Origin of the sequence: Lysinibacillus sp. FSL M8-0355 (assembly GCF_038008985.1) — a bacterium.
GTDB lineage: Bacteria > Bacillota > Bacilli > Bacillales_A > Planococcaceae > Lysinibacillus > Lysinibacillus fusiformis_D.
Genome location: NZ_JBBPAI010000001.1, coordinates 866,951 through 882,282 on the forward strand (window position 1 = coordinate 866,951; position 15,332 = coordinate 882,282).

Genomic DNA, 15,332 nt, shown 5'->3' on the forward strand with positions numbered 1-15,332 from the left:
TATGTCGAAAATCGTCGATTTGTGATTATAAATGAAAATTTCGAAGAAAACATAATTATTTCTTTAAATGAAAGCGTTTTCGTTGAAAAAACACATCTGAGGCATTTTATTTATCATGAAATAAGTAGTAAAATAAGTTCAATAGAACGTGGGGGTATTCATCTTGTCGTTTTTTGTCGAGTAATCAAAAATGATGATATGAGTGTAGAGATTGATTGGAGGACTATGAAATGTATGCAGAGGAATTGTTAAGCGCATTACCTTTGAAAAAAATAATTGGCGTGTTGCCAGATCAAGTTAGTGATATTGTAATTGACTCAAGAAGTGTGCAACCAAATAGCATGTTTGTTTGTATCAAAGGTTACACAGTGGATGGGCATGATTATGCGCAAAAGGCAGTGGATGGTGGCGCAACAATCGTTGTAACAGAACGTCAATTACCGTTAGGAGAGACAATTGCACAAGTGATTGTCAGAGATACAGATCGTGCGGTAGGCTTATTAGCCGCAAAGTTTTTTGATTATCCTTCTAAGGATATAACGATGATTGGAGTAACTGGAACGAATGGTAAAACATCCGTAACAGGAATTATTCAAAATATCATGCATGGTATGGGCGAAAAATCCGCTTTATCCGGCACAATCGGTTTTAATTTAAATGGTATTTTATATGAATCTGCCAATACAACGAGTGATGCTTTATCGACACAACAAATGATTTTCCGAGCAAAAATGGAAGGTTGTCGTTTAATGACGATGGAAGTTTCATCACATGGCTTAGCACTTGGACGTTTAGCAGGTGTTGATTATGATATCGCTATTTTCACAAATCTAACACATGATCATCTTGATTTCCATGGTACGATGGAGGAATATGGCCATGCAAAAGGCTTATTATTTTCCCAACTTGGACAAGATTTAGAAAAGAGCAAATTTGTTGTCTTAAATGCTGATGATGCTTGGTCAGAGCGCTATGCCGCAATGACACCATTTCCAGTGTGGACATATGGTTTAAAAAATGAAAAGGCCGATTTCCGTGCCATTAACTGTGAATATCACGACTATATGACTTTGTTTGATGTGGAAATGCCAGAAGGGATTTATCGTGTAAAAATGAATTTGCTTGGTGAATTTAATATTTACAATGTGTTGGCAGCTATGATTGCATTTTACGGTCGTGGGTATTCTATGGAGTCCATTATTGAGCAAATAGAGCAACTACCGCCAGTTAAAGGTCGTATGGAGAAAGTTTGTTCAGATTTACCTGTACAAATTTTTATTGATTATGCCCATACACCAGATGCAATTGAAAAAGCGATTGAAGCGGCACAGCCTTATAAAAAGGGTAAGCTGATTTTCTTAGTTGGAACAGGTGGCAATCGTGATAAATCGAAACGTCCTGCGATGGCTGAAAAAGCGTCTGCTGCAGAATATGTCATTTTGACGACAGATGATCCACGCTATGAGGACTATGATAGCATTACGGGCGATCTTGCCAAAGGGATGCTTCATGACCATTATGCTTGTATCGGGGATCGGGCAGAGGCAGTACGTCATGCCATTGAGGTTGCCGAACCAGGAGATATGATTATTTTTGCTGGTAAAGGTCATGAGGATTATCAAATTATTGAAGATACAAAATTTCCACATAGTGATGCAGAAATTGCAATAGAAGCTGGCCGATTAAAATTTGTTTAATGAAAGATTAAATGTTAGGAAACCCTTTTAGTTGAACTAAAGGGTTTTCTTTTTTGAGATTTCATGTAAAAAGGTTGTACGAAAGGCAAGTCTTCTTTTATTATTATTAAGTATGAAAAAAGGAGAATGACGAGATGAATTCAAATTTAGAAAAAGATATACTATCACGTCGTACTTTTGCCATTATCAGTCACCCTGATGCTGGGAAAACGACGATTACAGAAAAGCTTTTACTATTTGGTGGTGCCATTCGTGACGCAGGGACAGTAAAAGGGAAAAAAACAGGTAAGTATGCAACGTCTGACTGGATGGAAATTGAAAAGCAACGTGGGATTTCGGTTACTTCATCCGTAATGCAATTTGATTATAATGGTTCTCGTGTGAATATTTTGGATACCCCTGGTCACCAAGATTTCTCTGAGGACACATATCGTACATTAATGGCTGTGGATAGTGCTGTCATGGTAGTGGATGCTGCCAAAGGGATCGAGGCCCAAACATTAAAGCTATTTAAAGTTTGTAAAATGCGTGGTATCCCTATTTTTACATTTATCAACAAATTGGATCGTCAAGGGAAAGAGCCACTTGAGTTAATAGAAGAGCTTGAAGAAGTACTTGGCATAAACGCTTATCCTATGAACTGGCCAATCGGTATGGGGAAAGAGTTTCTTGGTATTTACGATCGTTATAATAAACGTATTGAGCAATTCCGTACAGATGAAGCTGAACGATTCTTACCAATTGACGACAATGGAGAGCTTGCTGTGGAGCATCCAATGAAAGTTACTTCTTATTATTCACAAGCAATGGATGATGTTTTACTGCTAGATGAAGCTGGAAATGCCTATTCTGAGGAAAAAATTCGTCGTGGAGAATTAACACCTGTATTTTTTGGTTCAGCATTAACAAACTTTGGTGTGCAAACGTTCCTTGAAACCTATTTACAATTTGCACCGACACCTCAGCCTAGAATTACCGAAGATGAGCAATTTATTGATCCTGTTGAACATAATGAGTTTTCAGGTTTCATTTTCAAAATTCAAGCCAATATGAATCCTGCCCACCGTGACCGCATTGCCTTTGTACGCATTGTTTCTGGTAAATTTGAGCGCGGAATGAATATGACATTAGCTCGTACAGGTAAGTCATTTAAAGTGACTCAATCTACACAATTCCTTGCAGATGATCGTGAGACCGTAGATGAAGCGGTTGCGGGAGATATTATTGGGTTATATGATACAGGAACTTACCAAATTGGGGACACTGTTGTAGGTGGCAAGAAAACATTCCAATTTGAAAAATTACCGCAGTTTACACCAGAGCTATTCGTACGTGTAACAGCGAAAAACGTAATGAAATCAAAGCAATTCCATAAAGGGATTTTACAATTGGTACAAGAGGGTGCTATTCAATATTATAAAACGCTGCATACAGAGGAAGTCATTCTTGGTGCAGTTGGTCAATTACAATTTGAAGTGTTTGAGCATCGTATGAAAAATGAATACAATGTGGAAGTAAGAATGGAGCCAATCGGTTCTAAAATTGCACGATGGATTGAAAACGAAGAGGATGTTAAAGAGTCCATGTCTTCTGGTCGATCTATGCTAGTGAAAGACCGCTTTGATAATCTTGTTTTCCTATTTGAAAATGAGTTTGCCATGCGCTGGTTTGCTGATAAAAACGAAAACATTAAACTTTATAGCCTTCTATAATTACCAAACACGAATCGACAATTTTGCGATTCGTGTTTTTTTGCAAGGAAAATTGACACTGTTTGTAGAATATAGACAGTATTAGGAAATATATTGCACGACGAACTAATTGAAGGGGGCTTAGCTCATTTATAAATCGGCTATCCTAGAAAGGAAGAGGTAGAAAAAGGAGTTTGTTTATATGAATATTAGTCATTTTTCCATTAAAAGACCCGTCTTTACAATTGTTACGATGCTTTTTGTCATCCTGTTAGGCGGTGTCTCCTTATTAAAAATACCGATTACGTTAATTCCAGAGTTAAATCCCCCCATAGGTGTTGTTGTCACTTCTTATCCTGGGGCAAGTCCAACAGAGGTGAATGAGAAGATAACGAAACCATTAGAGGCTACACTTGCCACCTTACCTGGCATAAAAAAACTACAGTCAACCTCACAAGAAGGCTCTAATTTAATTATGCTTGAGTTTAATTGGTCCACGAATATGGAAGATATCCAACTCGATATTTTACAGCGAATTGATATGACACCACTGCCAAATGATGCGGGCAAGCCTAGTTTTTTAAAGTTTGATCCGTCTCAATTTCCCATTATTCAACTATCATTACGTGCAGAAAATAATGATGTAGATGTACGTTTATTAGCAGAGGACTTAGAAAAAGAACTGCGACGGACAGAGGGTGTTGCAAGTGTAAATGTTTCTGGCAAGTTGATCGAGGAAGTACAAATAATATTAGACGAAGCAAAGCTAGTGGAAAAAGGCTTAACACAAGCAGACATTATACAAATTATCCAAGCGAATAATGTATCTCTCCCTGGTGAACCTGTTTCAACAGATGATGGTAAGCTGTTAACAACACGTATTGTAAGTACATTATCGTCACCTGAAAGTATTGCAAGTTTGATCGTTTCAGTGAACCCGTTAACAGGTGAAGCGCTAACTGTGAGCGATCTTGCAACCGTAGAGAGGACAGAGCAACAATCTATTACGACAACTCGTGCCAATGAGCATCCAGCAGTCCTTATGTCCGTTTTACAGGAATCTGGCGCGAATACAGCAGAAGTTTCGAAAGCGTTTCAGCAAACATTAGATGAACTACTAAAGAAAGAGCAATATAAGGGAATCACGGCAGACATTCTTGTCGATCAAGGTAATTATGTAGATTTAGCTATTAATAACATTGGCTCTTCTTTAATTTTAGGTGGATTATTTGCGATGTTCATCCTATTTGTTTTTTTACGTAGTGTAAAGAGTCCAATCATTATTGGTATTGCTATTCCTTATTCGGTTATTGTGACATTTGTGTTGATGTTTTTTGCTGATTTTACCCTTAACATCATGACATTAGGTGCTCTTGCACTGGGCATCGGTATGCTAGTGGATAATGCCATTGTTGTTATTGAAAATATCGAAAGACATTTAGGGCTAGAAAAGGATCCTATTACTGCAGCGCAGGAAGGAACTAAGGAGGTTGCACTTGCTATTACGGCTTCCACGTTAACTACTATAGCCGTATTCATTCCTGTTATGTTTATCGAAGGATTGATTGGACAAATATTTACAGAATTCGCCCTAACGATTTCGTTCAGCCTAATCGCTTCTCTAGTAGTTGCGCTTACTGTCGTCCCAATGCTAGCAAGTCGTCTTTTAAAAATGAAAAATACCAATTTTTATGAGCAGCGCAGTAGCTCTAAATTTTACAACCATTATAAATCCTCTATTGTATGGGTATTACGGCATCGACTGCTAATTCTAATTTTCACGGTGATGTGCTTTGGTTTATCCTTATTTGTGCTGACTAGAATTGGTACAGAATTTTTACCACCTACCGATGAAGGATTCACATCTATAAGTGTCAATCTTGAAAAAGGTGTCGCTGTATCGGAAACAGAAAAGGTAGTGAAGCATATTGAGGAGCGCTTGAAGCAGGAAAAAGATGTGGATGTTTATGTTAGCTTAATTGGGGGTACGCAACAATCCCAAGCGCGTGGACAAACGAGCGCCAATCAAGCTGAAATGTATGTCAAACTAGTACCATTAGCAGAAAGGCAACGTTCCATTTTTGAATTTGTGGAAGAGCTGGAGCAAGATATAAAGGGAGAGCTTGGAGAGCAAGCTGATATTACATTTAATGTATCAACAGCAACGGGTTCGTCACCACATACATTAACGTTCCGATTAACAGACTCAGATGAACAAAGGCTACAGCACACTGTTAAAAAAGTGCAGCAAGAGCTACAAGCGATTCAAGAAGTAACAAAGGTTTCAACGGATCTAGACCAGACTGTGCCAGAGATTCAAATTGAGGTTGATCGAGAAAAAGCAAAAGACTACGGTTTTATCCCAGCACAAATTGCTCAAACCGTGAACCAAATGACAAAAGGACAATTAACGTCTCAACTACTTACTGAGGACGGCGCTGTATTACCCGTTTATACGGGTTTTGGACAGGTATTTAATACGAGTATAGATGCGCTAAAAGCCATGCAGCTTCGTTCTCCAGCAGGGTTGTTTGTGAAATTAGAGGATGTTGCTACTGTATCTATACAAGAGGGACCCGTGTCCATTCGTCGTTCTGATCAGGCAGCAGCAGTAGCCTTTTTTGTAGATTATGAAACAAAGGAATCATTGGGCGGCATTTCGGCAAAAGTAGATAAAGCATTGACCCAAGTTCATTTACCGCCTGCTACTCAAATTGTTTTTAGTGGGGATCGAGAGCTTTATGATAGTGCAATTGACGATATGCTATTAGCAGTTATGCTAGCAATCGTACTAGTTTATATTGTAATGGCTGCGCAATTTGAGTCATTTAAATATCCGTTTGTCATCATGTTTACAGTCCCATTAATGATCATCGGTGTGGCGATTGCTATGTTCGCAACACATACTTTAATCGGTGTGACGTCTGTCATCGGTATTTTAGTGCTTGTAGGGATTGTCGTGAACAATGGCATTGTGCTTGTCGATTATATTAACCAGCTAAAGGCGAAGGGCATGTCTGCTTATGAAGCTATTTTACTGGCTAGCCAAGATCGTCTTCGACCGATTTTAATGACAGCATTAACGACTATTTTGGGACTGTTTCCACTAGCGCTTGGTATTGGTGAAGGGACAGAGATGAACCAACCGATGGGGATTGCGGTTATTGGAGGCCTTGTCACCTCGACATTGCTAACATTGTACATTGTACCGATTATCTATAGTTTAGTGGATAAAGAAACAAGAAAGATGCGCTAGATTTCAAGGGGGAATAGGAGATGAACGTTCATTTTTTTACTGGATTTCCTGGTTTCATTTCAAGTCAACTCATTCGGACATTATTCCAAAAGAGACAGACACAACAAGTGATTGCGATTGTGTTGGCAGGTGAAACCATTAAGGCAGAGCAGGAGAAAAGCAAAATAATAGAAGCTTTTCCTGACTGTTCAATTCATATTGTAGAAGGCGATATTACGCTGCCAAATCTGGGTTTAGATGATCAAATAATCAGTGGAATTGTACCGCAAATAGAAGTGCTTTGGCATTTAGCCGCTATTTATGATTTAGCGGTACCACGTGATCTTGCATGGAAAGTGAATGTCCATGGTACAACAATGGTCAATGATTTTGTGCGCACCTTACCGAATTTAAAACGCTATATGTATTTTAGTACAGCCTATGTGGCAGGCACACGTGAAGGGATACTGCGTGAAAATGAACTCATTCGGCCTCCAGCATTTAAAAACTACTATGAGGAAACAAAATATGAGGCCGAGCTTCGAGTTGAAGATTTAAAATCAGAAATACCACTTACGATTATTAGACCTGGGATAGTGCGAGGGCATTCAATGACAGGTGAAACCATTAAATTTGATGGACCTTACTTCTTTTTAAATTTAGTAGAACGAATAAAGGGTTTACCCTTTATTCCATACATCGGCCGATCGACATCAACGATTAATGTCGTGCCCGTTGATTATATTTTAAATGCCTCAGTTTTTGTAGTGAATGAACAAGGTGCAGAAGGCAAGACACTTCATTTAACAGATCCCAATCCTCACCCTGTACAGGAAGTATACCGTACTATGGTGAAATTAATAACGAATGTCTATCCAAAGGGACGTTTCCCATTTATATTAGCAAAGCTATCGTTACAAGTTCCTTTTATTCGAAAAAAACTTGGAGTTGAACAAGAAACGCTAGATTATTTAACATGGAATGCCACATTTGACACAGCTGAAGCACAGCAAATTTTACAAAAAGGTGGTATTACATGCCCTGATTTTATACAGACTATGCCAAAAATGATTGCCTTTTATTTAGCACATAAGGAAGAGAAGAGCTATCAAATTCAGATTAAGTAAAAACAATATAGATATTTTTGTCAGTTGTAAATGATAGTGCTATAATGATGGAAAGAAGATACCTTCGACAATTTGTCAAAGGGGAGTAGCTAACAGGAATGATATGTCCTGGTTTCACATTCGTCAAGACATGGTTATGACCATCGGGTGTGATAGTGAATGGCTCTATACGTAATGACGTGTAGATTGATGTACCATAAAAGAAGTAGGTACGAATTTACTTAGCGAGACCTTTGCCTGAATTAGGGCAGAGGCTTTTTTCTTTTGTACTTTAGATAAAATGGTCGTTTTAGGGATAGAGCTTAGAGGAGGCACTAGAATGGAAGCAATTATATTACAATACGGCTGGGTGTTAATTGTCCTTGTTGTATTAGAAGGATTACTTGCAGCTGATAATGCGGTAGTGATGGCTGTGATGGTCAAGCATTTACCACAAGAACAGCAAAAAAAGGCGTTATTTTATGGACTATTTGGAGCACTGATTTTCAGATTTTCCGCCTTATTTGTTATTACAGTATTGGTAAACTATTGGCAAATCCAAGCAGTCGGTGCGGCCTACCTATTGTTTATGTCTGCGAAAAATATATATGATTTGCGTAAACATAAAGATGATGAAGAGGAAACAGCTGAAAGAGCAGAGAAAAAGGGTTCTGGATTCTGGTTAACGGTTCTTAAGGTTGAAGCAGCAGATATTGCATTTGCTATTGATTCGATGTTGGCAGCCGTTGCGATCGCTGTAACTTTGCCTCACTTAGGAAATTTTGATATTGGTGGCATCAATGGAGGACAATTTATTGTCATGCTTCTTGGTGGATTTATCGGTGTCATTATGATGCGTTTTGCAGCACAATGGTTTGTTAAAGTATTGAACGATTATCCTTCACTTGAAACGGCAGCATTTCTTATCGTTGGTTGGGTCGGTGTGAAGCTCGTTGTCTTAACATTAGCTCATGAAAAAGTAGGGATATTACCTGTAGAGTTTCCCCATTCAACTGCATGGGAATTAACATTCTGGATAGTCTTACTAGGCATTGCATTTGTGGGCTACCTAGTGGGAGTTCGTCATAAAAAAAATAATTAGTATCTAAATGGGAGGGATAGTTGTTACTATTTCTCTTTCTTTTTTTATGTATCTTTTCTATACTATTATCTATCTAGTTGGGCATCATATGTGGGAGGAGTTGTTAAAGTGCCTTGGAAAAAATCATCAAATAGACTTGTCACACCATTTCAGGTACTTGTTTCTTATTACTTTATAGCTATAGCGATTTCCTTCCTGTTATTACGACTTCCAGGCGTTCATCAAGAGGGCGTAAGAATTTCCTTTTTAGACAGCTTGTTTACAGCAGTAAGTGCAGTTAGTGTCACGGGCTTAACAACGATTACTATTTCGGAAACCTATACAACCTTTGGGCTTGTGATGATTCTTGTTATTTTACAGTTAGGGGCCATTGGTATTATGTCACTTGGTACCTTTGTGTGGCTGCTAGTAGGGAAAAAAATTGGGATGCGTGAGCGTCAATTAATTATGATTGACCATAACCAGTATAATTTGTCCGGTGTTGTGAAACTAATTCGTGAAATCATAAAGATTTTATTTGGCATTGAAGTTGCGGGTACGATTATTTTAACGCTACATTTCACCAATTATTTTGATACATTAGAAGAAGCCTTTTTGCATGGGATATTTGCTTCCATTTCTGCTACAACAAATGGTGGTTTCGATATAACTGGAATGAGCTTACTGCCATTTCATGATGATTACTTTGTACAAATGGTTACAATGGTACTGATCGTGTTAGGTGCTATCGGCTTCCCAGTATTAATCGAATTAAAAACGTTCTTGCTCAATCGACGTGAGAATTTTCGTTTTAGTTTATTTACTAAAATTACTACATCCACATACGCTATTTTATTTGTTGTAGGTGCACTTGTCATTTTACTTCTTGAATCTTTCCATTCCTTCAAGGAAATGTCCTGGCACGAGGCGCTATTTTCGGCGATGTTCCATTCAGTATCAACAAGATCGGCTGGATTGACAACATACGATGTTACGACATTTAGTGAAGCAACAGATATATTTATGAGTTTCCTTATGTTCATCGGTTCTTCGCCAAGCTCAGTTGGTGGAGGGATTCGCACAACTACTTTTGCCTTAGCTATTTTATTCTTAATTACTTTTGCTAGGGGAAGAGAAGATATTCAAGTATTTGGGCGAGAAATTCATTTAATAGATGTCTTTCGCTCATTCGTCGTTATTTTATTAGCATTTTTTATGGTGTTAATTGCTACACTTATCTTACTCATCACAGAGCCACAAGCATCACTGATTCAGATCATTTTTGAAATCACTTCAGCGTTCGGTACTTGTGGTATGTCGTTAGGAATCACCGAGGACTTATCTGTCATTGGTAAAATCATTATCATTATTTTAATGTTTATCGGTCGAGTAGGGTTAATTTCCTTCCTTTACACACTTGGTGGTGGGGGTAGAGGGAAAAAATCAAGCTTCCATTATCCAAAGGAACGCGTAATCATTGGGTAATTATAACGAAACGATGGTATATAAGGGCTTTGTAAGGGACAATCATTAGATTGCCCTTTTTTGCCCCCGAAAGTTCAATTTTCTAGATAATCACTGAATTTTTTGAGGGGACTTCTTTCATGTTCAGTGGTTACATGTAAATAGCTATTTGCAGTTATCTCTCTATTTTTGTGAGCAAGAATGGTACTAACATATCTACATCAGCTTCTTACTTCATAACTGAGAGTGTGTATGCATCTTGAAATACTCATGCTAACTAGGGAGCATAACACATTACTATTAATATGATTCTAAAAAAATAATTACCCTATTTTGACCAATCAATACTAATATCTAGTTTCTAAATATTGGTATATTATAATAGTTTAAAGTAAAAGATTATTTTATGAATAAAACGAATTTACTGGTAAATATTATAAGTATAGTAAATGACTTTCTTCTATTATATATAGATAAAAAAGAAGTAATTTGTCGAAAGTTGTCATTACAGGTGTATATACATAAGGGAATACCCTTTGTTCGCGTCCCCTATCAAAAGTTAATTTTAAGGAATTAAAAAGTAATTGCCTTAATATAGGTAGTTCAAATACAATAAAAAAACACATAAAAAAGCTACACGAATAAATGCGTAATAATGGGGAATGTTTTAGAAGAAAATGATACTTAATAAAGAACATTCCTGTGTATTTTTCATTAAAAAAGGTGAAAAATACGAAATTGTCATACAATTTTCAAAAAATTTAAAATTGTTTTTCCCGCATTTTTAAAATTTTTGTGGGTATTATTTACAAAATAGAACTAGCTTGTCTTTAAGGCATTTGCCCTAAACTTTTGGAGGGAGGCTATGAATACTTGACTAACTCATTTAGTTAGTCGAAGAAAGTACATATACAGTCATGTTATTTTTGTGAAAAGGATTTAAGAATTGTTTAAGAAAGAAAAAAACTAGTCCTGACTGTTAGCACAGGACTAGCTTTTATTATTAACTAGAGTGGATAGATGCAAAATATGGTTGCTGACCGTGACGGAAATAGGTTAACAGATAGCCATTTTTTTGTACAATTTTGCCATTTAGGAAATTGTGATAGTCAAGGCCATGAGGGATAATCAGTGTATGCTTAAACAACTCTTTCTCAGATAGCTTAAAGCTAGCAAATTCCTCGCCAGCGATAGTAGGATCTTCGCGTAATGCTTGATAAAGGGCTTTTTGTTGCTCTTCTGTTGGGCGTTCATTCCACCACAGCTTACGTGGTTGGAACTGCTGTGCCATTAGATAATCAAGCTGCATGAGACTCTGGATAATATTTAAATTCACGCCCTCCACAGTTTCTAAAAACATTAATAAACGGCGGAATAAATCTTCCAACTGATGGCCAATACGAGACCAACCTTTTGTTTCCCAATACGTCCCAAAGTTTTGGAAAAAATCAAATGGTGTGTCAAAGACCTCAGTAACTAAGTATTCAATCGTATGATCCATCCGATGGTCATTCCAATACTTCTCAAGAACATCCTCTGCATGTTTAATGCGTACGATATCATCAAAGGTTAGCACATTATTTGAAAAGATTTCGTAAGGAGAGACATCCACATAGGTATAACCAAACTTTTCCGCTTCTAATCGAAGGCCTGTACCACGTAAAAGCTTTAAAAATCCTAGCTGTAACTCTTCTGGTCTCATCGCAAAAACGTCATTAAACGTTTGACGGAAGCTTGCGTAATCTTCCTCTGGTAGACCAGCAATTAAATCTAAATGTTGATCTATTTTTCCGCCATCCTTCACCATTGTTACTGTTCGTTTTAGCTTTTCAAAGTTTTGACGACGTTTCACGAGTGTATTGGTTAAATCGTTTGTAGATTGTACGCCAATTTCGAAACGGAACAAACCTTTTGGTGCATTGTCATTTAAGAATTGAATCACCTCAGGGCGCATAATATCTGCAGTAATCTCAAATTGGAATACAACACCAGGTTTATGTTCATCAATTAAAAACTGGAACATTTCCATTGCATAGCTACGGCTAATATTGAAGGTACGATCCACGAATTTAATTGTCCGAGCTCCGTTATCCATTAAAAAACGAATATCTTCTTTTATTTTTTCACGGTTAAAGTATCGTACACCTACTTCAATAGAAGATAAACAAAATTGGCAACTAAATGGGCAGCCTCTACTTGTTTCGATATACTGAATGCGTTTACCTAAATGGGGAAGATCCTCCTCAAAGCGGAATGGACTTGGTAATTCACGCAAATCAATTTTAGGTGGCATAGCGTGAATTTTGACTTTTCCATCCTCTAAATAACAAATGCCTGGAACATCCTCTAACAAAATTTCACCGTGGAAATAGCGTAATAATTGTTTGAAAGAAGTTTCTCCTTCGCCCATGACAATAAAATCTACCTCGGGTATTTGACGTAACCAATGATGAGAATCGTAAGAAACCTCAGGACCTCCTAGCAAAATTTTAACATTTGGACAGACAGTCTTTAACATTTTTATAACGTGAATGGTTTCTTCTATATTCCAGATGTAGCAACTAAATCCAACAATATCAGGTTTTTTTTGGAATAAATCTGATACAATATTAAAAGCAGGATCCTTAATAGTGTACTCTGCTATAATTGGATTAAATTCTGGTAAAGCGGCGCCTTTAAGATAGCGCAATGCTAAATTTGTGTGAATATACTTTGCATTTAAAGTAGTTAAAATAGTATTCATGCAATAATCTTCCTTTCAACATCTTATTGTATCAGTCAAGTATCTGACATACAATATAATTCTTTTTACCTATTTATTTTGTGAACGGTTCGTGAAATAATTTAAAATACTTAAATTTACTAAATTTTGTAATAATAGAATCGTGCTGTCATAAAGTATAGTAAAGGCTCAAAATTCGATTTAGAGGTTTTTTACTCTTTTGAAAGGTTCGGTGAGAAAGTTGAAGCAAAATGATATTAATCAATGTTTTGGAAATCTTATGAAAAGTACTTCGTCACCAACACTTATACTCAATAAAGCAGGGAAAATTTTGAACGTTAATGAGGCTGCTATTAAACGTTTTAATCTTAATTTAACGTATATTGGCTATTTAGCTATGGACGAGCCATCTAATTTTAAATGGACTAAATTCGTCAAACAATTACAAAATGATTTACGTTCAGAAGAAATTTTTAATATTCGTACAACTGGAAACGACTATGAAATGCTGTCTTTTAAATGTTTTTATGATCCTAATACAGAAGAAATTGTTGCGCAAATTTCTACACTAAATGATGATGTTGCTCATAAATTATACATGAGTCAGGCGCATGAAAGATCACAATCTTTTAATGCATACGATTATTTACCTTATGCTGTTATTGTAAGCGATGCTAGCGGTATTATTCTTGGGCTTAATAAGTATGCGGAAATGTTTCTGAAAGTTGAAAATTCGCAGTTGCTCCATAAAGCACATCAACATATATTCGATTCATTTACATTGAAAAAGGGACAAATTACATCATACCTGTCTAAGCTGATGGGTGACAAGCATGCAAGTATTCATGTAGTCGATGAAACACAAGTAAGCAGAACTTGCTATTATGAAATTTCCAGTATTTTCGATGAATACAATAATATTATTGTCACGGTTATCAATGATGAAACAGAGAAAAAACAACTTCAGCATAAAGTCGAGCATCAGCAAGCATTAAATGTTGTGGGACAGATGGCTGCAAGTATTGCGCATGAAATTCGTAACCCATTAACTTCTTTAAAGGGATTTACTGAATTATTAAAGTTAAATGCTGATGATGAATCACGCATGTATCTCTCTGTTATTGACAGTGAGCTTCAACGGATGGAACAAATTTTATCCGAGCTTTTAGTGTTGTCTAAGCCAACGACGATGAAAGTTGAATTATTAGAACTGGATCATATTGTAAAGCAAGTCATTGAGTTTATGCTACCAGATGCACTCATGAAAAATATTATGATTCAGTACATTTCTCCTTCTAACCAAATTTATATCGGTGGCAACGAGAATCGCTTAAAGCAGGTGTTAATGAACCTAATTAAAAATGCAATGGAATCCATGAATAATGGTGGCACGATTACAGTTGAAATGGCGACAAATGACTGTGCGATTGTCGAGCTTATGATTAAAGATGAAGGGGTTGGCATGGACAGCACGACACTTCAAAACCTATTCCAGCCTTTTTACACGACAAAATCAACAGGGACAGGACTGGGCCTTGCTTTCGTGAAAAAGGTGATTGAAGAACATGATGGGGTAATAGGCGTTAATAGTGAACTACAGAAGGGGACATGCTTCCATCTGCAGTTCCCAATTTACACATTTAATCAACTTGATACATTGGAAGTATCCTCAAAAGATTCTGCTTATTTAGTAACGTAAATAGAGTAAAAATGGTGAGATAATTCACAATAAAACCTTCTAAATCATATAATGCTTTTGACAATGCTTTTCTAATATCGCTATAATGTCATATAAAGAGCGAAGTGAGAGGAAAAGAATATGAAGTCAGAAGATCTAAAACAATCTTTAAAATTATATATTGTACTATCGCGTGCATTGAAAGCGATCAATGAGACAACACATCAATTATTTCAGGATAATGGTTTAAACCCAACTGAATTTGCTGTTCTAGAGCTTCTTTACCATAAAGGGAGACAACCTTTACAGCAAATAGGCAATAAAATTTTGCTCGCTAGTGGGTCTATTACGTATGTCATTGATAAGCTTGAAAAGAGAGGCTATTTATTACGTGTTTCTTGTCCTTCAGATCGTCGTGTGACATATGCAGAAATCACTGGAGAAGGTGAAGCCTTTATGGCAGAGCTATTCCCAAAACACGAGCAGCATTTGCATGAATTAATGAGTGTGCTATCACCGCAAGAAAAGGAACAAGCAATTACGTTATTAAAGAAAATAGGCCTTTCTATTAAGGATTTATCTTATTAAAAAAGTTGTCTCATTGATTTGAGACAACTTTTTTATAATGGAAATAAAAGGACGATAGACAATGTCTATC

At 36.8% G+C, this 15,332-nt stretch carries 9 protein-coding genes; 8 read left to right on the forward strand and 1 reads right to left on the reverse strand.

The window, feature by feature from the left end; all coding sequences use genetic code 11:
* Positions 1 to 230 precede the first annotated feature (230 nt).
* From MKY46_RS04065 to MKY46_RS04090, 6 genes are all read left to right on the forward strand, one after another.
* Positions 231 to 1,697, forward strand: coding sequence for a UDP-N-acetylmuramoyl-L-alanyl-D-glutamate--2,6-diaminopimelate ligase (locus MKY46_RS04065; RefSeq protein WP_036125930.1), 1,467 nt, complete (start codon positions 231 to 233; stop codon positions 1,695 to 1,697).
* 134 nt (positions 1,698 to 1,831) lie between these two features.
* Positions 1,832 to 3,409 (forward strand): peptide chain release factor 3, encoded by a 1,578-nt coding sequence (locus tag MKY46_RS04070; protein WP_036125928.1) that lies wholly within the window; start codon positions 1,832 to 1,834, stop codon positions 3,407 to 3,409.
* A 181-nt stretch (positions 3,410 to 3,590) separates the two neighbouring features.
* Positions 3,591 to 6,644, forward strand: coding sequence for an efflux RND transporter permease subunit (locus MKY46_RS04075; protein ID WP_340833797.1), 3,054 nt, complete (start codon positions 3,591 to 3,593; stop codon positions 6,642 to 6,644).
* 20 nt (positions 6,645 to 6,664) lie between these two features.
* Positions 6,665 to 7,750: an SDR family oxidoreductase gene (locus tag MKY46_RS04080; protein ID WP_036125870.1), complete on the forward strand. Its 1,086-nt coding sequence runs from the start codon at positions 6,665 to 6,667 to the stop codon at positions 7,748 to 7,750.
* 319 nt (positions 7,751 to 8,069) lie between these two features.
* On the forward strand, positions 8,070 to 8,831 hold the full coding sequence (locus MKY46_RS04085) for a TerC family protein (RefSeq protein WP_036125867.1): 762 nt from the start codon (positions 8,070 to 8,072) through the stop codon (positions 8,829 to 8,831).
* A 108-nt stretch (positions 8,832 to 8,939) separates the two neighbouring features.
* Entirely contained in the window at positions 8,940 to 10,295 is a 1,356-nt protein-coding gene (locus MKY46_RS04090; RefSeq protein WP_036125865.1) for a TrkH family potassium uptake protein, read from the forward strand.
* 982 nt (positions 10,296 to 11,277) lie between these two features.
* On the opposite strand, the gene MKY46_RS04095 is transcribed toward MKY46_RS04090, so the two are convergent.
* Positions 11,278 to 13,017: a B12-binding domain-containing radical SAM protein gene (locus MKY46_RS04095; protein WP_036125863.1), complete on the reverse strand. Its 1,740-nt coding sequence runs from the start codon at positions 13,015 to 13,017 to the stop codon at positions 11,278 to 11,280.
* A gap of 310 nt (positions 13,018 to 13,327) precedes the next feature.
* Between MKY46_RS04095 and MKY46_RS04100 the strand changes: the two genes are divergently transcribed.
* Both MKY46_RS04100 and MKY46_RS04105 read left to right on the forward strand, forming a co-directional pair.
* On the forward strand, positions 13,328 to 14,695 hold the full coding sequence (locus MKY46_RS04100) for an ATP-binding protein (RefSeq protein WP_244504793.1): 1,368 nt from the start codon (positions 13,328 to 13,330) through the stop codon (positions 14,693 to 14,695).
* Between the two features lie 120 nt (positions 14,696 to 14,815).
* Positions 14,816 to 15,262 (forward strand): MarR family winged helix-turn-helix transcriptional regulator, encoded by a 447-nt coding sequence (locus MKY46_RS04105; protein WP_036125858.1) that lies wholly within the window; start codon positions 14,816 to 14,818, stop codon positions 15,260 to 15,262.
* Positions 15,263 to 15,332: the final 70 nt, after the last annotated feature.

Bases quoted from the DNA above. Each gene is read 5' to 3' on its own strand.
- MKY46_RS04065 (WP_036125930.1), top strand. From the start codon at position 231: ATGTATGCAGAGGAATTGTTAAGCGCATTACCTTTGAAAAAAATAATT.
- MKY46_RS04070 (WP_036125928.1), top strand. From the start codon at position 1,832: ATGAATTCAAATTTAGAAAAAGATATACTATCACGTCGTACTTTTGCC.
- MKY46_RS04075 (WP_340833797.1), top strand. From the start codon at position 3,591: ATGAATATTAGTCATTTTTCCATTAAAAGACCCGTCTTTACAATTGTT.
- MKY46_RS04080 (WP_036125870.1), top strand. From the start codon at position 6,665: ATGAACGTTCATTTTTTTACTGGATTTCCTGGTTTCATTTCAAGTCAA.
- MKY46_RS04085 (WP_036125867.1), top strand. From the start codon at position 8,070: ATGGAAGCAATTATATTACAATACGGCTGGGTGTTAATTGTCCTTGTT.
- MKY46_RS04095 (WP_036125863.1), bottom strand. From the start codon at position 13,017: ATGAATACTATTTTAACTACTTTAAATGCAAAGTATATTCACACAAAT.
- MKY46_RS04105 (WP_036125858.1), top strand. From the start codon at position 14,816: ATGAAGTCAGAAGATCTAAAACAATCTTTAAAATTATATATTGTACTA.